The 20,074-nt window shown below is 71.0% G+C and carries 21 protein-coding genes; 15 read left to right on the plus strand and 6 right to left on the minus strand.

Going from position 1 to position 20,074, the window contains the following annotated elements; translation table 11 throughout:
• Positions 1-208: 208 nt before the first annotated feature.
• Positions 209-1,573 (minus strand): serine hydrolase, encoded by a 1,365-nt coding sequence (locus BST44_RS18975; RefSeq protein WP_083178651.1) that lies wholly within the window; start codon positions 1,571-1,573, stop codon positions 209-211.
• Positions 1,548-1,868 carry a mycobilin-forming heme oxygenase MhuD gene (mhuD, locus tag BST44_RS18980; protein ID WP_065445811.1) on the minus strand — a complete coding sequence of 107 codons (321 nt, stop codon included), beginning with the start codon at positions 1,866-1,868 and terminating at the stop codon, positions 1,548-1,550. The genes BST44_RS18975 and mhuD overlap by 26 nt, the downstream gene beginning before the upstream one ends.
• Before the next feature lie 63 nt (positions 1,869-1,931).
• Here mhuD and BST44_RS18985 point away from each other — a divergent pair, with 63 nt between their 5' ends.
• The 8 genes from BST44_RS18985 to BST44_RS19020 all read left to right on the plus strand — a co-directional run bounded on the left by BST44_RS18985 (position 1,932) and on the right by BST44_RS19020 (position 10,153).
• A complete protein-coding gene (locus BST44_RS18985; protein WP_083178652.1) occupies positions 1,932-2,702 on the plus strand; it encodes an alpha/beta fold hydrolase in 771 nt (256 codons plus the stop codon).
• Between the two features lie 100 nt (positions 2,703-2,802).
• Complete coding sequence (locus BST44_RS18990; RefSeq protein ID WP_083178653.1) at positions 2,803-3,138, plus strand: lsr2/espR transcriptional regulator; 336 nt, start codon at positions 2,803-2,805, stop codon at positions 3,136-3,138.
• Positions 3,139-3,144: 6 nt separating this feature from the next.
• Positions 3,145-3,624, plus strand: coding sequence for an NADH-quinone oxidoreductase subunit B family protein (locus tag BST44_RS18995; protein WP_083178654.1), 480 nt, complete (start codon positions 3,145-3,147; stop codon positions 3,622-3,624).
• Between the two features lie 80 nt (positions 3,625-3,704).
• Positions 3,705-5,597, plus strand: a complete 1,893-nt coding sequence (locus tag BST44_RS19000; protein WP_439330739.1) for a proton-conducting transporter transmembrane domain-containing protein — start codon at positions 3,705-3,707, stop codon at positions 5,595-5,597.
• Between the two features lie 5 nt (positions 5,598-5,602).
• Positions 5,603-6,553 carry a respiratory chain complex I subunit 1 family protein gene (locus BST44_RS19005; RefSeq protein ID WP_083178714.1) on the plus strand — a complete coding sequence of 317 codons (951 nt, stop codon included), beginning with the start codon at positions 5,603-5,605 and terminating at the stop codon, positions 6,551-6,553.
• On the plus strand, positions 6,550-7,212 hold the full coding sequence (locus BST44_RS19010; RefSeq protein WP_083178656.1) for a hypothetical protein: 663 nt from the start codon (positions 6,550-6,552) through the stop codon (positions 7,210-7,212). Before BST44_RS19005 ends, BST44_RS19010 begins: the two co-directional genes overlap by 4 nt.
• Positions 7,212-8,678, plus strand: a complete 1,467-nt coding sequence (locus BST44_RS19015; RefSeq protein ID WP_083178657.1) for a proton-conducting transporter transmembrane domain-containing protein — start codon at positions 7,212-7,214, stop codon at positions 8,676-8,678. The genes BST44_RS19010 and BST44_RS19015 overlap by 1 nt, the downstream gene beginning before the upstream one ends.
• 23 nt (positions 8,679-8,701) lie before the next feature.
• The gene (locus BST44_RS19020) at positions 8,702-10,153 is read left to right on the plus strand and encodes a hydrogenase large subunit (protein ID WP_083178715.1); all 1,452 of its coding nucleotides are present in this window, start codon (positions 8,702-8,704) and stop codon (positions 10,151-10,153) included.
• 9 nt (positions 10,154-10,162) lie between these two features.
• Here the strand turns inward: BST44_RS19020 and BST44_RS19025 are convergent, their stop codons facing one another.
• A complete protein-coding gene (locus BST44_RS19025; RefSeq protein ID WP_083178658.1) occupies positions 10,163-11,074 on the minus strand; it encodes an iron-sulfur binding domain-containing protein in 912 nt (303 codons plus the stop codon).
• Here BST44_RS19025 and BST44_RS19030 point away from each other — a divergent pair.
• Together BST44_RS19030 and BST44_RS19035 are read left to right on the plus strand one after the other, a co-directional pair.
• Positions 11,073-11,690 carry a carbonic anhydrase gene (locus tag BST44_RS19030; RefSeq protein WP_083178659.1) on the plus strand — a complete coding sequence of 206 codons (618 nt, stop codon included), beginning with the start codon at positions 11,073-11,075 and terminating at the stop codon, positions 11,688-11,690. The two genes, BST44_RS19025 and BST44_RS19030, sit on opposite strands and share 2 nt — an antisense overlap.
• A gap of 123 nt (positions 11,691-11,813) precedes the next feature.
• The gene (locus tag BST44_RS19035) at positions 11,814-12,623 is read left to right on the plus strand and encodes a hypothetical protein (protein ID WP_142274573.1); all 810 of its coding nucleotides are present in this window, start codon (positions 11,814-11,816) and stop codon (positions 12,621-12,623) included.
• On the opposite strand, the gene disA is transcribed toward BST44_RS19035, so the two are convergent.
• From disA to BST44_RS19050, 3 genes are read right to left on the minus strand one after another with little or no spacing between them, the layout of a single operon-like run.
• A complete protein-coding gene (disA, locus tag BST44_RS19040; protein ID WP_083178661.1) occupies positions 12,620-13,693 on the minus strand; it encodes a DNA integrity scanning diadenylate cyclase DisA in 1,074 nt (357 codons plus the stop codon). The two genes, BST44_RS19035 and disA, sit on opposite strands and share 4 nt — an antisense overlap.
• The gene (gene radA, locus BST44_RS19045; RefSeq protein WP_083178662.1) at positions 13,690-15,123 is read right to left on the minus strand and encodes a DNA repair protein RadA; all 1,434 of its coding nucleotides are present in this window, start codon (positions 15,121-15,123) and stop codon (positions 13,690-13,692) included. Before radA ends, disA begins: the two co-directional genes overlap by 4 nt.
• A 59-nt stretch (positions 15,124-15,182) precedes the next feature.
• Positions 15,183-15,713, minus strand: a complete 531-nt coding sequence (locus BST44_RS19050) for a copper chaperone PCu(A)C domain-containing protein (RefSeq protein WP_083178663.1) — start codon at positions 15,711-15,713, stop codon at positions 15,183-15,185.
• A 299-nt stretch (positions 15,714-16,012) separates the two neighbouring features.
• On the opposite strand from BST44_RS19050, the gene carD reads away from it, so the two are divergent.
• Genes carD through rlmB form a run of 5 tightly spaced genes read left to right on the plus strand, consistent with a single transcriptional unit; the run spans position 16,013 to position 20,073 of the window.
• Positions 16,013-16,501, plus strand: a complete 489-nt coding sequence (gene carD, locus BST44_RS19055; protein WP_065132069.1) for an RNA polymerase-binding transcription factor CarD — start codon at positions 16,013-16,015, stop codon at positions 16,499-16,501.
• A gap of 16 nt (positions 16,502-16,517) precedes the next feature.
• A complete protein-coding gene (ispD, locus tag BST44_RS19060; protein WP_083178664.1) occupies positions 16,518-17,204 on the plus strand; it encodes a 2-C-methyl-D-erythritol 4-phosphate cytidylyltransferase in 687 nt (228 codons plus the stop codon).
• On the plus strand, positions 17,201-17,680 hold the full coding sequence (gene ispF, locus BST44_RS19065; RefSeq protein WP_083178665.1) for a 2-C-methyl-D-erythritol 2,4-cyclodiphosphate synthase: 480 nt from the start codon (positions 17,201-17,203) through the stop codon (positions 17,678-17,680). Before ispD ends, ispF begins: the two co-directional genes overlap by 4 nt.
• Positions 17,681-17,730: 50 nt before the next feature.
• On the plus strand, positions 17,731-19,140 hold the full coding sequence (gene cysS, locus BST44_RS19070) for a cysteine--tRNA ligase (protein WP_083178666.1): 1,410 nt from the start codon (positions 17,731-17,733) through the stop codon (positions 19,138-19,140).
• On the plus strand, positions 19,141-20,073 hold the full coding sequence (gene rlmB / locus BST44_RS19075; RefSeq protein ID WP_083178667.1) for a 23S rRNA (guanosine(2251)-2'-O)-methyltransferase RlmB: 933 nt from the start codon (positions 19,141-19,143) through the stop codon (positions 20,071-20,073). It begins immediately after the preceding gene.
• Position 20,074: the final 1 nt, after the last annotated feature.

A 20,074-nucleotide genomic window follows, 5' to 3' on the forward strand; every position in this document is an offset into this window, starting at 1 on the left:
GTTCACTCGATACAGGCAACCCACGTCCGATTGCAGCCCGAGGCCTTCGGCCTCACGCCGCCCCCCATACCGTCTAGGGCGAGCACCCTATCGGAGATGGAACCGGTTGGCGCGTAGCGAAATTCGTGTCGATCGGTTGTTCCGAGCGGGGTGGCAGGCCGCATGCGCGTCGGGAAGGCACCGCGCAGCGATGCGTAGGCGCACCAGGCTATTGGGGCGCGATCAGCGCGAAGGCCTGCTTGGCGATCTGCAGCATCCACCCGGTGACGGTCGGCCCGTGGTCGCGCGGCCAGTTGAGCTGGAAGCTGACCACGTACGGCTGCCGCGTTTTGTCGACCGCGTACCAGCTGAAGGTCAGATCACCCGGCAGGCCGCCGGCTTTCGCGCCGATGTAGGGCCAGATGTTGCGGTCCAGTTGGATGCCCGACACCGCGGAGAGGATCTCTTTGACCGGCGCGGCCTTGCCGACGGCGTCGGCCTGCAGGGCGGCGTGGACCCGGCATATGTCCTCGGCGCTGCCATACCACTCCGCGCCGTAGGACGAGGCCGGGGTGTGCGCGCGCGTCGGATCGGGTTCGTAGGGGGCCGAATTCGCCTGCGCCAGGAGCTGGGCGCGGACTTGCGGCGAGCCGTGCTGCCACTGGCTGCGCAGGTCCGGCTTTCCCCAGCCGACCGAAAACAACTCGTACATCGTGGGGAACGGCGTCATGCTGGCCGGGTCGTGGTGGCCCGCCGTGGCGAGGGCTTCGGAGATGGCCGGCGTGCCCAGCTTGTCGATCAGCAGGTCGGTCGCCATGTTGTCGCTGGTGGCGATCATCTTCTCGGCCGCCGTCCGAACCGAAACCTGCGCCCCGGCGGGCAGCTGCAACCCGGACGACCCCACCGCGCGGCTCTTGTCGGTGACGGTCAGCTGATCGTCCCAGGAGGCCGTTCCGTCCTCGATCGCGCCGGCCAGCGCGTGCAGCACGTACAACTTGAAAATCGATGCGAGCGGCAGGGATTGAGCGGTGTTGGTGCCCGCGACCGGGTCGCAATGCCCGTTGTCGACCTTGGCGACCTGGTAGGAGTAGCGCGCGCCGGTCTTGCCCAGCACCGCGTCGATGTCGTGCCACGAGTTGATCTTCGGCGCCTGCGTCTCGAGATCGAACCGGTCGACCCAGCCGCCGTCATCGGTGTGGATGCGAATGTCTTGCCGCGCACCGTAGGAGGACGTCAGGTGCAGCGTCGCCACGCTGGCCCCCAGATCCACCCCGTCGAGCGTGAACGGGCGGTCCCACCAAAGCGCCTCCATGGTGGTCTCCACCGACTTCACCATGCCCGGCGCGGCGAGCGTGCCCACGCCGACCGGGCCGATGGGCCAGTCGGAGTTGAGCATGTCCAGCGTCTGCTGGGCACGGATGCCCGGTGGCGTCCGGACGTCGATCTGCCGGCCGGGATTGGCCGCGTTCGCCTGCGGCGAGGGGGACGGGGCGCAACCGGGCGCGAACGTGACGACCAATGCGGTGGCGGCACTCAACGCCACCGCGCGGCGCCGGGCCGAGAACCCGCTAGCCACCCTGCTTGTTGCCGGCAACGTCCATCACAACCTCGAATTCCAGCAGCGATGCCCCGGTCGCCACCGGGTTGGCCCGCTCGCCGGCGTGGGCCGCAATGGCTGGCCCCTGCGCCCAGGCCTGAAATGCCTCCTCGGACTCCCACTGCGTCACGACGAAATAGCGGTTCTCGCCCTTGATCGGGCGCAGCAGCTGAAACCCGAGAAAGCCGGGCTGGTTGTCGACCGCGTGCGCCCGGTGTGCGAACCGCTTCTCCAGCTCGGGGCCGGCGTCGGCGGGTACTTCGATTGCGTTGATCTTCACCACTGGCGACATGCCGCTAGGCTACCCCTTCGCCCGCCCTGTCCAACTGCAGGGCGGGGCACGCAGGATGGTGACATGCCCGGTGATCTGCTGACTTGCCGCGGGGGGCGGGGCGAGCCGTTGGTGCTGGTGCACGGCCTGATGGGGCGGGGCAGCACGTGGTCGCGGCAGCTGCCCTGGCTGAGGCGGCTGGGCGTCGTGTACACCTACGACGCCCCGTGGCATCGGGGCCGCGACGTCGACGACGCCCACCCGATCAGCACCGAACGGTTCGTGACCGACCTGGTTGACGCGGTGACGACGCTGGAAACCCCGGTCCGGCTGGTCGGCCACTCGATGGGCGCCCTGCATGCGTGGTGTCTGGCCGCGCAGCGCCCGGACCTGGTTTCCGCCCTGGTACTCGAGGACATGGCCCCGGACTTCCGCGGCCGCACGACCGGTCCGTGGGAGCCGTGGCTGCACGCGCTTCCGGTCGAATTCGATTCCGAGGAAAGGGTTTTCGACGAGTTCGGGCCCGTCGCGGGGCGGTATTTTCTGGAGGCCTTCGACCGCACCGCCACCGGTTGGCGCCTGCACGGCCACACCGCGCGGTGGATCGAGATCGCCGCCGAATGGGGTACCCGCGCCTACTGGCGGCAGTGGGGTGCGGTGCGTGCCCCGGCGCTGCTCATCGAGGCGGGGAACTCGGTGACACCGCCCGGGCAGATGCGTGGAATGGCCGAAATGCACTCCACCACAAGGTATTTGCGTGTTCCGGAAGCCGGACATTTGATTCACGACGAGGCGCCAGGGGTGTACCGCGAGGCGGTCGAATCCTTCCTGGCGACCCTGCCCCCGCGCGACTGAGCGCCGCCCATCCGGCCGCCGGCACGACGCGCGCCGCACCATATGATAAATTCTTCAATCGTTCGAACATAAACATCTTGTAGTATTCAGGAGTCCTGGCGTGACCGAGCCGCTCTACAAGCTCAAGGCCGAGTTTTTCAAGACGCTGGGGCACCCGGCGCGGATCAGGATCCTCGAGCTGCTCGTGGCGGGCGACAAGTCGGTCGCCGAATTGCTGCCCGAGGTGGGGCTCGAGGCGTCGAACCTGTCCCAGCAGCTCGGCGTTCTGCGCCGAGCCGGTGTGGTCGACGCGCTGCGCGACGGCAACACGATGATCTACTCGATCGCCTCGCCGGACATCGCCGAACTGCTGCTGGTGGCGCGCAAGGTGCTCACCGGGGTGCTCAGCGACAGCGTGGCGATGCTGGAAGGCCTGCGCGCCGGCGGCGCGGGGTAGCGCCCCATGGGCTGGATCAGTAAAGCGTTGCGGGTCGGTCGCATCGCCGAACCCGCGCCGCCCGCACCGGACCCGGTGACCGAGCCGCCCGCCGGGGTGCGCGGCTCGCTGCAGATCCGGCACGTCGACGCGGGCTCGTGCAACGGGTGCGAGGTGGAGATCGCGGGCGCGTTCGGCCCGGTGTACGACGCCGAGCGGTTCGGCGCCCGGCTGGTGGCGTCGCCGCGGCACGCTGACGCGCTGCTGGTGACCGGCGTCGTGACGCACAACATGGCGGCCCCGCTGCGCACCACGATCGAGGCCACGCCGCGGCCGCGGCGGGTGATCGCCTGCGGGGACTGCGCCATCGATCGGGGCGTGTTCACCGATGCCTACGGTGTGGCGGGCGCGGTCGGCGAAGTGGTGCCGGTGGACGTCGAGATCCCGGGTTGCCCGCCGACCCCCGCGCAGATCGTCGCGGCCCTGCGCTCGGTGACCGGCAAGTGACCGCAACCCTGGCGGCCGGTGCGCCGACCGCCGGTAAATCCCTGCGCCACAACGACTCCGCGACCGCGTGCGCCGGCGCGCTGACGGCGCTGCTGGGCGCGGCCGGGTTGGGCGCGGGCGCACTGGGAATGTTCGGCCGGGTGCGGGAGGTGGGCATCGGATGGTTGCTTCCCCTGTCGGGCGTCCGGCTGGGTCTGGATCCGCTGGGCGGATTCTTCCTGGCGCTCACCGGGGCGGTCGCCGTCACGGTCGGGCTGTACGCCATCGGGTACGCGCGGCGCGAGCGGCTGGGACCGGTCACCCTGGCCGTCCTGCCCGCCTTCGTCGCGGCGATGCTGATGGTGCCCGCCGCGGCGTCGGTCACCACCTTCCTGCTGGCGTGGGAGTTGATGGCGGTCGCGTCGTTGGTGTTGGTGCTGACCCACCACACCCAGCCGCGGGTTCGCTCCGCCGCGTTGGTGTACGCGGTGATGACCCAGCTCGGCTTCGTGGCGATCTTGGTCGGCCTGATGGTCTTGTCGGCGGCCGGAGGCGCGGACCGGTTCACCGACCTGCACCGGCTTCCGCAGGGCGCGCGCACCGCGGTGTTCCTGTTGACGCTGGCCGGATTCGGTTCCAAGGCCGGGTTGGTGCCGCTGCACGCCTGGTTGCCGCGCGCCCACCCGGAGGCGCCGAGCCCCGTTTCGGCGCTGATGAGCGCGGCGATGGTCAACCTCGGTGTCTACGGCGTTTGCCGGGTCGACCTGCAACTGCTGGGCCCGGGGCCGCGGTGGTGGGGGCTGACGCTGATGGTCGTCGGCGGGGTTTCGGCGCTCTACGGGGTGGTGCAGGCCTCGGTGGCCACCGATCTCAAACGGCTGCTTGCCTATTCGACGACCGAGAACCTCGGGCTGATCACCCTGGCGCTCGGGGCCGCCACCCTGTTCGCGGCCGCCGGCGCGCGGGCAACGGCGACGATCGCCGCGGCCGCCGCCATGCTGCACCTCGTCGCGCACGCGGCGTTCAAGAGTCTCGGGTTCCTCGCCGCGGGTTCGGTCCTGACCGCGACCGGGCTGCGTGACCTCGACCGGCTGGGCGGCCTGGCCCGCCGGATGCCGGTGACGACGACGATGTTCGGGGTGGCCGCGCTCGGCGCGTCCGGGTTGCCCCTGGGCGCCGGGTTCGTCAGCGAGTGGCTACTGGTGCAGGCGTTGATCCACACCGCTAAAGAGCACTCCGCCGTCCTGGCGTTGACCACGCCGTTGGCGGTCGGCGTGGTCGCGCTCACCGCGGGGCTGGGCGTGGCGGCGATGGTCAAGGCGTTCGGGATCGGATTTTTGGCGCGGCCGCGTTCCGAGCAGGCCGCCCACGCCCGGGAGGTCCCGCGCACCATGCTGGCCGGCATGGCGATCGCGGCGGCGGCCTGCCTGACGGTGGCCGTGGCGCCGGCGGTGCTCTCGCCCGCGCTGCGCCCGGCAGTCGCCGCGCTGCCGGCGGCCCACTCGGCGCCGTTCACGGAACTCGGTGCCGTGGTGCGGCTTCCGGGCCTGCAGGGGTCGATCGAGCCCGGCGCGATCGCCGCCTGCGTGGTGGTGGCCACGCTGACCGCGGCGCTGCTGACGCGCTGGCGGCGGCGCCGCCGTCCGGCACCCGCGGCGGCGCCGCTCTGGGCCTGCGGCGCGGACGACCTGACCGAGCGGATGCAATACACCGCCACCTCGTTCGCCGAACCGCTGCAACGCGTTTTCGACGACGTCCTGCGCCCCGACACCGACATCGAGGTCACCCACCCGGCGGAGTCGCGGTACCTGGCCGACAGAATCGTCTACCGCAGCAGGATCGCCGACGCGATCGAAGAACGCTGCTACCCGCCGGTGATCCGATCGGTCACGGCCGCGGCCGCATTGGTGCGGCGCGCCCACACCGGCAGCGTTCACCTGTATCTGGCATACGGCGCGCTCGGTGTGTTGGTCGTGTTGGTGGTGGCGCGATGAACGTCATGTCCTGCGTCGCGGGTGCGGTCCAGATCCTCGCCGTGATGGCCGGGGCTCCGCTGGTGGTGGGCCTGACCCGGCAGGTGCGCGCCCGCTGGGAGGGCCGCGCCGGCGGCGGCGTCCTGCAGCCATGGCGGGACATCGTCAAACAGCTTGGCAAACAACAGATCACCCCGGACGGAACGACGGTGGTGTTCGCGGCCGCACCCGCGATCGTCGCCGGGACGACCCTGCTGATCGCGGCCATCGCACCGCTGGTCGCCACCGGGTCGCCGCTGGACGGCAGCGCCGACCTGTTCGCGGTGGTCGGGTTGCTGTTCGTGGGCACCGTCGCGTTGACCCTGGCCGGCATCGACACCGGCACCTCGTTCGGGGGCATGGGCGCCAGCCGCGAGATCACCATCGCCGCGCTGGTCGAACCCACCATCTTGCTGGCGGTCTTCGCCCTGTCCATGCCGGCGGGTTCGGCCAATCTCGGTGCGCTGGTGTCGCATACGATCACCCATCCCGGGCAGGTGGTGTCGCTGGCCGCGGTGCTGGCGTTCGCCGCCCTGGTGATCGTCATCGTCGCCGAGACCGGCCGGCTGCCGGTGGACAACCCGGCGACCCATCTCGAGCTGACGATGGTTCACGAGGCGATGGTCCTCGAATACGCCGGCCCGCGGCTGGCCCTGGTCGAGTGGGCGGCCGGGATGCGACTGACCGTGCTGCTGGCGCTGCTGGCAAACCTGTTCGCGCCGTGGGGGATTGCCGGGGACAAGCCCGGCGCCGTCGCGGTGCTCGTCGGCCTCGCGTTGGTGGCGACCAAGGTCGGGGTGCTGGCGGCGCTGCTGGCCAGCATGGAGGTATTCGTCGCCAAGCTGCGGCTGTTCCGGGTGCCCGAATTGCTGGCCGGATCCTTCCTGCTGGCGTTGCTCGCCGTCGTCGCCGCCAACTTCTTCGCGGTGCCGGCGTGACGTACGGGACGTTTTCGCTACTCGTCGACCTCGCCGCCGGCGGCCTGCTGCTGGCCGCGGTGCTCGTCGTGTGGCGCCGCGACCTGGTGGCGATCATCCGGCTGCTCGCGTGGCAGGGCGCCGCACTGGCGGCCATCCCCGTCCTGCGCGGGGCGTACGACGGCGACGGCGCGCTGATCGGCGTCGGTGCGGCCGTGCTGGTCTTGCGGGTCGCGGTCCTGCCGCGGCTGCTGGCCCGCGCCGTCGGCGCCGAGCCGCGGTCGCGCCGCGAAGCCACCCCGTTGGTGAACACGGCCACGTCGCTGCTGATCACCGCCGGGCTGACGCTGGCCGCCTTCGCCGCCGCGCGGCCCCTGGTGAACCTGCAGCCCGCCGCCACCACCAGCGCCGTCCCGGCCGCCACCGCGGTCGTGCTGATCGCGCTGTTCGTCATGGTCACGCGGCGCCACGCGGTGTCGCAGGCCGCGGGATTTCTGATGCTGGACAACGGGATCGCCGCCACCGCCTTCCTGCTCACCGCGGGGGTGCCGCTGATCGTCGAGCTGGGTGCCTCGCTGGACGTGCTGTTCGCGATCATCGTGATCGGCGTGCTGACGGGCCGGCTGTCTCGCGCCTTCGGCGGCGCCGACCTGGACGCGTTGCAGGAGCTGCGCGACTGATGACCGCTCTTCTGCTCGCCGCGATCCTCGCCCCGGTCGGCGCCTCGGTCGCCGTCCTGGTCGCCGGATGGCGGCGGTCCACCGCGACGCTGATCGCGCTCTCTGCGCTGACGGTGCTGGCATGTGGCGCGGGGCTCGCGTTCCGCGTCGGGTCGGGCACCCGGTTGGCGTTGGGCGGGCTGCTGCGGCTCGACGCGCTGAGCGTCACCATGCTGATCGTCATCGGAACCGTTGCCGCACTGGCGACCTGGGCCAGCGTCGGCTACCTCGAGACCGAACTGGAGCAGGGTCACACCGACCCGGCCGGGGCCCGCGTCTACGGCGCCCTGACGGCCGGCTTCCTGGCGGCGATGGTTGTCGCCGTGTGCGCCAACAACATCGGCGTGATCTGGATCGCGGTCGAAGCGACCACGGTGATCACCGCCTTCCTGGTCGGGCACCGCCGCACCCGCGGCGCGCTCGAAGCGACCTGGAAATACGTCGTGATCTGCTCGGTCGGTATCGCCGTCGCATTCCTCGGCACCGTGCTGCTGTACTACGCCGCCGAGCACGCGGGTGCGCCCGCCGCCGCGGCCCTGAACCTCGATGTGTTGACCGCCCACGCCCGCGGCCTGGATCGCGACATCGCGCGGCTGGCGGGCGGCCTGCTGCTCGTCGGCTACGGCGCCAAAGCCGGATTGTTTCCGTTCCACACCTGGCTGGCCGATGCCCACAGTCAGGCCCCGGCACCCGTCTCGGCGCTGATGAGCGGGGTGCTGCTGTCGGTGGCCTTCTCGGTGGTGATTCGCCTCGAGCCGATCATCGGCACGGCCACCGGGCCCGCCTTCATGCGGTCGGGCCTGCTGCTGATCGGGCTGGCGACGTTGGTGATCGCGGCCCTGATGCTGACGGTCACCGCGGATATCAAACGCATGCTGGCGTACTCCTCGATGGAGAACATGGGGTTGATCGCGATTGCCGCCGCAGCGGGGACATCGCTGGCCATCGCCGCGCTGTTGCTACACGTCCTCGCCCACGGGATCGGCAAGACGGTGCTCTTCCTGTCCAGCGGGCAACTGCAGGCCGCCCACAACTCCACCGCGATCGCCGACATCAACGCCGTGCTGCGGCGCTCCCGACTTCTCGGTGTGTCGCTGGCCGTCGGTGTGATCGTGCTGCTCGGGCTGCCGCCCTTCGCGATGTTCGCCAGCGAGCTCGCCATCGCGCGTTCGCTCGCCGACGCCCGGCTGGCGTGGGTCCTCGCTGCGGGCATGCTCTTCGTCGCGGTCGCCTTCGCCGCGCTGGCGCGCAACGCCGGACGCATCCTGCTGGGCGGCCCGGGCGCCGCGCCCGAAATCGCCGTGCCGCGAACGGTCGCCGCGGCCCTGCTCGTCGGCGTCGGCGCATCGATCGCCCTGGGTGTCACCGCCGGCCCGCTCACCGACTTGTTCACCGCCGCGGCGGCGGGCCTGGGGTTACCGCGGTGAAACCTCTGTGGCAACGCGACCGGATGTCGCAGGACAGGCTGGCCGATGTGGCGGAAGAGCTGCTGGGCAGGGGCTTTCGCCTGGGCCTGGTGGCCGCCCACGACGACGGCGCCGACCTGCGGGTCGTCTACCTGTTCCTGGCTGGTGGGCCGGACCGCCGCGTCGAGCTCGAATGCGTTGTGCCCAAGCGTGATCCCGCGGTCCGGTCGCTGGCTTACCTGTCGTTCCCGGCCAGCCGGTTCGAACGCGAGATGGCGGATCTGTACGGAATCCGCTGCGTCGGGCACCCGAAGGCGCGCCGATTGGTGCGGCACGCCCACTGGCCCGAGGGCTGGCACCCGATGCGCCACGACGCGTCACCCGCCCCGGAATTCGATGGCGCCGGCCACTTTCCGTTCGTCACTGTCGAGGGACCCGGCGTGTACGAAATCCCGGTGGGTCCCGTGCACGCGGGGTTGATCGAACCCGGACATTTCCGCTTCTCCGTTGCCGGCGAAACCGTGCTGAGACTCAAGGCCCGGCTGTGGTTCGTGCACCGCGGCGTGGAAAGGCTGTTCGAGGGGCGATCACCGGACGGCGCGGTCGATTTGGCCGAACGCGTCAGCGGCGACACCTCCGCCGGGCACGCGCTCGCCCACTGCCTGGCCATCGAGGACGCGCTGGGGGTGGAACTCCCCGACGAGGTGCACCGGTTGCGGGCAATGCTGGTCGAACTGGAACGGCTCTACAACCACGCCGCCGATCTGGGCGCGCTGGCCAACGACGTCGGATTCGGGATCGCCCACGCGCACACGCAGCGCATCCGCGAACGGCTGCTCCGCGTCAACGCCGATGTCACCGGGCACCGGCTGCTGCGGGGCGCGATGCGCCCCGGCGCGGTGGCGGTCCGCGCCCTGCCGGATGCCGCCACGCTGCAATCGGTTGCCGCCGACCTCGCCGAAATAGCCGAACTGACCCTGCGAAACACCGTCGTCTACGACCGGTTCGCCGGGACGGCCGTGCTGCTCCAAGACGACGCTCGCGCGCTCGGGTGCCTCGGTTACGTCGCGCGGGCCAGCGGCGTGCGCACCGACGCCCGGCTCGAACACCCGACCACCGCGTTGCCCGTCACCGAGGTCCACGCCGCCGCGGGCGACGTGCTGGCCCGCTACACGCTGCGGCGCGACGAATTCGCCGCGTCCACCGAGCTGGTCCGCCATCTTTCCGAATCACACAGTGGTCCAATCGAATACGTCGAGAGCCTGCCGGTCCGGGGCGCGGCCCGCAGCGGCATCGGCATCGTCGAAGGCTGGCGCGGCACCATCGTTCACCGCGTCGAGATCGACGCCGCCGACACGATCTCCCGCGCGAAGATCGTCGACCCGTCATGGTTCAACTGGCCCGCGCTGCCGGTCGCGATGGCCGACACCATTGTCCCCGACTTCCCGCTGGCCAACAAAAGCTTCAACCAGTCCTACGCCGGCAACGATCTTTGATCGGCGGGGTTACGCCTCGCCCAGCAACGCGAAACGGCCATCGACCGTCCTCGTCACCAGGCCGTCGGCGAGCAGCGAATCCAGCGCCCGGTCCCGCTGGGCGGTGTCGGTCAGCCACGCCACGTCCAGCTCCGCGCGGGTGACCGGGGCGTCGTTGGCGCGCAACACATCCAGCAACCGGCCACGCACCTGCCGGTCCGTTCCGGCGTAGGCCTGCACCCGGCGCGGCGGCCCCTGGGCGGGCGGATAACCGGCGTCACGCCACGCGCAGCCGCGCAGCGGGCACAACCCGCAACGCGGCGCCCGCGCGGTGCACACGATCGCGCCCAACTCCATCAGCGCCACCGAGAACGTCGGCGCCATCCCGTTGGAGGGCAGCAGCGCCGAGACGGCGGCGTGGTCCCGCGCCGCCGACGCCGGACCGCCGTCGGCCAGCCCGCGCACGGCGCGGGCCACCACCCGGCGGACGTTGGTGTCGACCACCGGAACCCGTTGGCGGTAGGCGAAACAGGCGATGGCGCGCGCGGTGTAGCTGCCGATCCCGGGCAGGGTCAGCAGGGTGTCGACGTCGTCGGGAACCACGTCGTCGTGGTCGCGGGCGATGACGGTCGCGCATTCGTGCAAGCGCTTGGCCCGCCTCGGATAACCCAGCTTGCCCCACGCGCGCAGTACGTCGGCGGCGCTGGCGGCGGCGGTGGCGGACGGCGTCGGCCAGCGCCGCACCCACTCCGACCAGACCGGCAGCACCCGCGACACCGGCGTCTGCTGCAGCATGAATTCGCTGACCAGGATCTGCCAGGCGCTGACGCCCGGCTCCCGCCAGGGCAGGTCGCGGCGGGATCGGTCGTACCAGTCGAGAAGGTCGGAAACCGATATGTGTCCCGGGCCGTTTACCGTCGGATGCGGCATGATGTCAGCCATGCCTAACACCAGCCCGGTAACCGCGTGGAAAGCACTCAAAGAGGGTAACGAGCGATTCGTCGCCGGGAAGCCCCAGCATCCAAGCCAGAGCGTCGAACACCGGGCCAGCCTGGCCGGCGGCCAGAAGCCGACCGCGGTGGTGTTCGGCTGCGCGGACAGCCGGGTGGCGGCCGAGCTGATCTTCGACCAGGGCCTGGGCGACATGTTCGTGGTGCGCACCGCCGGACAGGCCATCGACTCGGCGGTGCTGGGCTCGATCGAGTTCGCCGTGACGGTCCTCGACGTGCCGCTGATCGTCGTCCTAGGCCACGACAGCTGCGGCGCGGTCAAGGCGGCCCTGGGCGCGATCGACGACGGCGCGATTCCGGGCGGCTTCGTGCGCGACGTGGTCGAGCGGGTCGCCCCGTCGATCCTGATGGGCCGCCGCGACGGCCTGAGCCGCGTCGACGAGTTCGAGGAACGGCACGTGCGCGAAACGATCGCCCAGCTCATGTCGCGTTCGAGCGCGATCGCCGAGCGGGTGGCCGCCGGCACCCTGGCGATAGCGGGCGCCACCTACCACCTCGCCGACGGGCGGGCGGCCCTGGTCGACCACGTCGGCGACATCGGGGAATAGCGGGCCAACGGCGGGAAGCCGCCGCTTTTCGGCCCGCCACTAACACGGCGGTCAGCCAGCAAACACCGCGACACGCCGGGGCGGGTCAGCCAACTCGACGTGACCTGGGCCTACGCTGCAAACGTGCTGGATCTGGAACCGCGTGGCCCGCTACCTACCGAGATCTATTGGCGGCGCCGTGGCCTGGCCGTGGGCGTCGCGGTCGTCGTGGTGGGGATCGTGGTCGCCGCGGTCATCGCCTTCATGGGGCACACCGGGGGCGCCAAGCCCGCCAGTGCCGACAAGCCGAATTCCGCTCAGAGCAAGCCCGGTTCGCCCGCGCCGCAGGCGCCTCCGCCCGCCGCGCCGGGGGAGCAGCCCGCCCCGGCGGCCCCGCAGCAGGGGCAGAACCCGGAGATGCCCACCCCGACCGCCGCGGTGCAGCCGCCGCCGGTGCTCAAGGAGGGCGACGACTGCCCGGACTCGACGCTGGCCGTCAAGGGTCTGACCAATGCGCCCCAGTACTTCATCGGCGATCAGCCCAAGTTCACCATGGTCGTCACCAACATCGGCCTGGTGTCCTGCAAGCGTGACGTCGGCGCCGCGGTGCTGGCCGCCTACGTGTACTCGCTGGACAACAAACGGCTGTGGTCGAACCTGGACTGCGCGCCGTCCAACGAGACGCTGATCAAGACCTTCACCCCGGGCGAGCAGGTGACGACCGCGGTGACGTGGACGGGGATGGGTTCGGCGCCGCACTGCCCGCTGCCGCGGCCGGCGATCGGACCGGGCACCTACAACCTGGTCGTGCAGCTGGGCAATCTGCGCTCGCAGCCGGTGCCGTTCATCATGAACCAGCCGCCCCCGCCGCCGGGGCCGGTGCCGGGGCCGGGCCAGCCGGTCGTCGCCCCGCCGCCCGAGGCGCCGGCGCCGGGACCCGTCCCCGCCGGCTAACTCAGCGGGTCGGAGATGGTCGACTCGGCGAGCTGCGACAGACCCTCCCGCACGTGGCGGGCCCACATCGCGCCGATGCCCTCGACCGACTGCAGGTCTCCGGCGCTGGCCGCGAGCAAGCCCTGCAGCGTCCCGAACGACCGGACCAACAGGTCGGAGTGGGCGAACTGCAGGCGCGGGATGCTGGCCAGGGCGCGGTAACCGCGCGGGCTGACCGCCGAGTCCTGCGCCTCCGCCGTCGTCGGATAGCCGAAAACCTTTGCCAGCGCGGTCAGTTCGAGCAGCTCGGTGTCCGAGAGGGCGTCCAGCTCGTCGAGCGTCGCCGTCATCTGCGCCTTGGACAGCGGCTCCGGGCTGGCGTGGTAGTCGCGCACCGTCAGCTCCCGGGCGATGTCGTTGCCGCCCAGCAGCTCGTCGAGCTGCAGCCGCAGCTGGCGTCCGTCGGTGCCCAGCTCGACGACGTCGTCGTCGATCACCAGGCCGATTCGCCGGACCAGCTCGAGCCGCTGCACCACCGTCATGACGTCGCGCAGCGTGACGAAGTCCTCGATCTCCGCGAGCGACAGTTGCCTGCTGACCTCGTCGAGCCGGGTCTTGTACCGCTCCAGGGTCGCGATCGCCTGGTTGGCCCGGGACAGGATGGTCGCCGAGTCGGCCACCACGTGGCGTTCCCCGCCGACGTACACGGTGACGATGTTCATCGAGTGGCTCACCGAGATCACCGGGTAGCCGGTCTGAATCGCGGCTCGCTCCGCCGAGCGGTGGCGCGTCCCGGATTCGTCGGTGGGGATGGACGGGTCCGGCACCAGCTGCACGTTGGCCCGAACGATGCGGCTGCCGTCGGTGGACAACACCACCGCGCCGTCCATCTTCGCCAGCTCGCGCAGCCGGGTCGGCGCATACCGGACGTCGAGGGCAAAACCGCCGTCACAGATCGCCTCGACGTTTTCGTCGTTGCCGAGGACGATCAGCGCACCGGTGCGGCCGCGCAGGATGCGCTCCAGGCCGTCGCGCAGCCCGGTGCCCGGCGCCAGGCGGGCGACGGTCTCACGCAGTGTCGGACGAGTCACAGCGTGTCATTGTGCGGCCCCAGCGCATTGTGCGTCCAGCCATCGCGGGGCTCGGCGATGGCTTTCATGTGCTGCAGCGCCGCGACGATCGTCGGCGCCCGCAGCGCCCGCATCCCGTCGGGCACGATCTCGCGCCGGGGATCGTCGCCGTCCGGGATGAGCGCGATGCTGAATCCCTGACGGGCGGCCTCACCCAGCCGCCGCTCCATGCCGCTCACCCGCCGCAGGTCGCCCGCCAGCCCGACCTCGCCGATCATCACCGCCGTGGTCGGCAACGGCAGACCGGAGTAGGCCGAGGCCAGCGCCATCGCGACGGCCAGGTCCGAGGAGGGATCGGTCAGCCGCATGCCGCCGACGGTGGACAGGTAGATGTCGTTGACGCCGATGGACAGCCGGCCGTGCTTCTCCAGCACGGCGCCGATCATCGCGGCCCGGGAGTGGTCGATCCCACTGACGGCGCGGCGCGGCGAGCCGCCGCCGGGGGTGGCGAGCAGGGCCTGGACCTCCCCGATGAGCGGCCGCTTGCCGTCCAGCGTCACAGTGATGGCGGTCCCGGCGACCGGCGCCGGACGCTGATCGAGGAAGAGGTTCGACGGGTCGGACACGTCCTCGATCCCGGTGTCGTGCAGCAGGAAACAGCCGACCTCGTCGGCCGCGCCGAACCGGTTCTTGATACCGCGGACCATCCGCAGCGACCCGTTGCGGTCGCCCTCGAAGTGCAGCACCACGTCCACCAGGTGTTCCAGCGAGCGGGGCCCGGCGATGGCCCCGTCCTTGGTGACGTGACCGACCAGGATCAGTGCGACACCGTCGGCCTTCGCCGCCGCGGTCAACGCGGCGGTGACCGCGCGCACCTGCGTCACCCCGCCGGCCACCCCGTCGGCCTCCGTGGTGGACATGGTTTGCACCGAGTCCACGATCACCAGCGCGGGCCGCACCGTCGCGATGTGGGTCAGCACCGTGTGCACGTCGGATTCGGCGGCCAGGTAGACGTCCTGCGCATCCTTGCCGCCGCAGCCGATCCGGTCGGCGCGCAGCCGGATCTGGCCGGCGGACTCCTCACCGGAGATGTAGAGCGCGCGCCGGCCCGTCAGCGCCCAGCGGTGCGCCACCTTGAGTAGCAGCGTCGACTTACCCACGCCGGGATCACCGGCCAGCAGCGTGACCGAACCGGGCACGACACCGCCCCCGAGCACCCGGTCGAGCTCTCCGATGCCGGTCGAGCGGTGCCTGCTGGCGTTCGGTTCGACGGACGTGATCGGGACCGCCGGGGAGGCCGTCGCCGAGGCCGTCCGACGGCCGCCCACCGCGGCCAGCACCGGCGCTTCGTCCACGGTGCCCCAGGTGCCGCACTCCAGGCAGCGGCCCACCCATTTGGCGGTGACGTGCTGGCATTCGGAGCAGCGGTATTGGGAGCGCGGATTTGCCACGCCATGACGGTATCGAGACGGTACGACAAATCCCCGCTATGACAGGCGGTTGGGCCCGGCTAGCTTTGCTGCGGCGGTTCCAGCCCGGCCGAGACCGGCACCAGCACGGTGGCCTGGCCGGCCTTCTCGAAGGTGAAGGTGAAGTTGTACAGCAGGCCGTTGGTGATCGGCTTGGCCAGCGTGACCGTCGCCTTGGCCGCATTGCTTGACCCCACCGGGCCGGGCGCCACCTTCTGGCCCTCCGGCGTACCGATCAAGAGCATGCCGCCGGCGGGCAGCCGCCCGTCGCCGCTCACGGCCACCGAGCCGACGTCGCTGGTGATGCTGACCAACCGGTCCGGCATGTCCGGCGACTGGTTGGTGGCCACCAGCACCAGGTCCACCGTTCGGCCCGGCTGCACGAAGTCACCGGTCTGCGCGGCCCGGATGTGGATGTTGCGCAGCGCCACGTTCTTGATCGTGACCTTGTTGCCGTTGATGGCGGGCTCCTGAACGGCCATCTGTGAGACCTGGCCGGCCCCGCAGCCGCTGAGCAGAATCGCGACCACTGCGGCGAAGCCGATGAGTGCGGCGCGCTTGACGAGGTTCACTCACTGCCTCCTGCTGGGCCGGTTCGACGGGGATGCAACTATGCACAGTAGTAGGAAGGCTCAGCGCGCGGTAGCGCGGGGCGTAAGACCAGCCCGGGCGCCCTCCCGCGGGGCCCGCCATGGCGGCCGCGGGGCCGCCCTCGGCGCCAGGTCAGGGCGTTGGTAATGTGCGTCACTGCACGTTCTGCTCCCCCTGTCAACCCCTAATCTGCGCGTGTTGTGCCCCTGACCTGCATCGTTGCTCCACACGTGATTGGGCGGCCGTGTTAGACTGAAGTAACGAAAGGGGCTCGAATCAGATGATCTTCAAGGTCGGCGACACCGTTGTTTACCCGCATCACGGTGCTGCGTTAGTCGAGGCGATTGAAACCCGCACCATCAAAGGGGAACAAAAGGAATATCTCGTCTTGAAGGTGGCGCAGGGAGACCTGACCGTTCGAGTACCCGCTGACAACGCCGAATACGTCGGCGTCCGCGACGTCGTCGGGCAAGAAGGCCTCGACAAGGTGTTCCAGGTGCTGCGGGCTCCGCACACCGAAGAGCCGACCAACTGGTCGCGCCGCTACAAGGCCAACCTGGAAAAGCTGGCCTCCGGCGATGTCAACAAGGTGGCCGAGGTAGTTCGCGACCTGTGGCGTCGCGACCAGGAACGGGGCCTGTCCGCCGGCGAGAAGCGCATGCTGGCCAAGGCCCGCCAGATCCTGGTCGGCGAATTGGCGCTCGCCGAGAGCACCGACGAAGCCAAGGCGGACACCATCCTCGACGAGGTCCTGGCCGCCGCTTCCTGAAGGCCCTGACACTTCGGTGGTCACGGGGACGGTCTCCTCGGGCACGGTTGTCGCGGTGGTCCCGGCCGCGGGGTCCGGCGAGCGGCTCGGCGCGGGCATCCCGAAGGCATTCTGCGAGGTCGACGGGCGCACCCTGCTGGACCGCGCGGTCGACGGTTTGCTGCAATCCGGAGTCGTCGACCACGTCGTGGTCGCCGTTCCGGCGGCCCGGCTCGATGGGGCCAAGCGGGCCCTGGGGGAGCGCGCGACCGTCGTCGCCGGCGGGGCCGACCGCACCACATCGGTCAGCCTCGCGTTGGCCGCGCTCGCCGGTGACCCCCAGTTCGTACTGGTGCACGACGCCGCCCGCGCCCTGACGCCCCCCGCCCTGATCGTGCGGGTGGTGGACGCATTGCGGGCCGGGCACAACGCCGTGGTCCCCGCGCTGCCCCTGCATGACACCATCAAGGCCGTGGACGCCAACGGCGTGGTGCTGGGCACGCCCGAGCGGGCCGGACTGCGCGCCGTACAGACACCGCAGGGCTTCGCCCGGGACTTGCTGCTGCGGGCCTACCAGCGCGCGGGCACGGCCGATTTCACCGACGACGCCTCGCTGGTCGAGCATGTCGGCGGCCAGGTCCAGGTGGTCGACGGCGACCCGCTGGCGTTCAAGATCACCACCCGGCTCGACCTGCTGCTGGCCGAAGCGATCGTGCGCCCGTGAGCGGGCCGCCCCGCGTCGGCCTGGGCGTCGACGTGCATCCGATCGAGCCCGGGCGACCCTGCTGGCTGGTGGGCCTGCTGTTTCCCGGCGCCGACGGCTGCGCCGGTCACTCCGACGGCGACGTCGGCGCCCACGCGCTGTGCGACGCGCTGCTGTCGGCCGCGGGGCTGGGCGACATCGGCGCGGTCTTCGGCGTCGACGACCCCCGCTGGAAGGGCGTCAGCGGCGCCGACATGCTGCGCCACGTCGGCGAGCTGGTGGCACGCGAGGGCCTTCGGGTCGGAAACGCCGCGGTGCAGCTGATCGGCAACCAGCCCAGGGTCGGTCCGCGCCGCGCCGAGGCCCAGCGCGTGCTCTCCGAATTGGTGGGGGCTCCGGTCTCGGTGTCGGCGACGACGACCGACGGGTTGGGCCTGACCGGTCGCGGCGAGGGCCGCGCCGCCATCGCCACCGCATTGGTCTTCCCCGCCGGCTGAGGCCCGCGCAGCGCCGGGCAACTGGGAACCACCCGGTAAGCTGGCACGTCGTGACCGATCGCGCCCGCTTGCGGCTACACGACACGGCGGCCGGCGCCGTGCGCGATTTCGTTCCATTACGCGAGGGCCACGTCTCCATCTACCTGTGTGGCGCCACCGTCCAGGGACTGCCGCACATCGGGCACGTCCGCAGCGGCGTGGCCTTCGACATCCTGCGCCGGTGGCTGATGGCGCGCGGCTGCGACGTCGCGTTCATCCGCAACGTCACCGACATCGACGACAAGATCCTCAACAAGGCCGCGGCGGCCGACCGCCCGTGGTGGGAGTGGGCGGCCACCTACGAACGCGCGTTCAGTGCCGCCTACGACGCCCTGGACGTGCTGCCGCCGTCGGCCGAGCCCCGGGCCACCGGGCACATCACCCAGATGGTCGAGTTGATGGAACGGCTGATCGAAACCGGCCACGCGTATCCGGCGGGCGGCGACGTGTACTTCGACGTGCTCAGCTATCCGGAGTACGGCCAGCTGTCCGGGCACAAGATCGACGACGTCCACCAGGGTGAGGGCGTCGCGACCTGCAAGCGCGACCAGCGCGACTTCACCCTGTGGAAGGCCGCCAAGCCCGGCGAGCCGTCCTGGCCCACCCCATGGGGCCGCGGGCGCCCCGGCTGGCACCTGGAGTGCTCGGCGATGGCGCGTACCTACCTGGGGCCGGAGTTCGACATCCATTGCGGCGGGATGGACCTGGTCTTCCCGCACCACGAGAACGAGATCGCGCAGAGCCGCGCCGCCGGCGACGGATTCGCCCGTTACTGGTTGCACAACGGCTGGGTCACCATGGGCGGCGAGAAGATGAGCAAGTCGCTGGGCAACGTGCTGGCCATCCCCGCGTTGCTGCAGCGGGTGCGGCCGGCGGAGCTGCGCTACTACCTGGGCAGCGCGCACTACCGCTCGATGCTGGAATTCTCCGACAACGCCCTGCAGGATGCGGTGAAAGCCTATGTGGGCGTTGAGGAATTCCTGCACCGCGTCCGCGTCCGCGTCGGCGGGGTCGAGCCGGGCGAGTGGACTTCGCGGTTCGCCGAGGCGCTCGACGACGACCTGGCGGTCCCGGCCGCGCTGGCCGAGGTGCACCACGCCCGGGCCGAGGGCAACCGCGCCCTCGACTCCGGCGACCACGAAGGCGCCCTGCAGCACGCCCGGGCGATCCGCGCCATGATGGGGATCCTGGGTTGCGACCCGCTCGACGAGCGCTGGGAAACCCGCGACGAGACCTCGGCCGCGCTGGCGGCCGTCGAGGTGTTGGTGCGCGCCGAACTGGAAAACCGGGAAAAGGCCCGCGAGCAACGCAATTGGGCGCTTGCCGACGAGATCCGGGATCGGCTGAAGATCGCCGGCATCGAGGTCACCGACACAGCCGACGGGCCGCAGTGGTCCCTGCAGGCCGGTCAGACCCAGTAGATGGCCGGCAATTCGCGCCGCCGCGGCGCAATACGCAAGGCGGGCACCAAGAAGGGGCCCACCGTGGGCTCGGGCGGGCAGCGCCGACGCGCGCTGGAGGGGCGCGGTCCCACGCCACCGGCGCATCTGCGACCCAACCATCCCGCCGCCAAGCGCGCGCAGTCCCCGCCGCGCCGGCCCGCCAAGCGGCCCACCGACGAGACGGAAACGGTGCTCGGCCGCAACCCGGTGCTGGAGTGCCTGCGCGCCGGTGTCCCGGCGACGGCGCTCTACGTGGCGCTGGGCACCGACGCCGACGAGCGGGTCACCGAATCCGTTGCCCGCGCCGCGGATTCGGGCATCTCGATCCTCGAGGTGCCGCGTGCCGACCTGGACCGGATGACCAGCAACCACCTGCATCAGGGCATCGCGTTGCAGGTCCCGCCGTACAACTACGCCCACCCCGACGACTTGCTGGCGACCGCCCTGGACTCCCCGCCCCCGCTGTTGGTCGCGCTGGACAACATCTCCGATCCCCGCAACCTTGGCGCGATCGTGCGTTCGGTCGCGGCCTTCGGCGGCCACGGTGTGCTGATCCCGCAGCGGCGTTCGGCGTCGGTGACGGCCGTGGCCTGGCGCACCAGCGCCGGCGCCGCGGCCCGCATCCCGGTCGCCCGGGCCACCAATCTCACCCGGACGCTGAAGGATTGGGCCGACCGCGGAATCCGGGTGATCGGGCTGGACGCCGACGGCGACACCGTGGTCGACGACCTGGACGGCGCCGACCCGCTGGTGGTGGTCGTCGGGTCCGAAGGCAAAGGGCTGTCGCGACTCGTGCGGCAGAACTGCGACGAGGTGGTGTCCATCCCGATGGCCGGGCACGCCGAATCGCTGAACGCCTCGGTGGCCGCCGGGGTGGTGCTCGCCGAGATCGCCCGCCAGCGCAGGACGTGAC

It is taken from the genome of Mycobacterium scrofulaceum, from assembly GCF_002086735.1.
In the GTDB taxonomy this organism is placed as follows: Bacteria; Actinomycetota; Actinomycetes; order Mycobacteriales; family Mycobacteriaceae; genus Mycobacterium; species Mycobacterium scrofulaceum.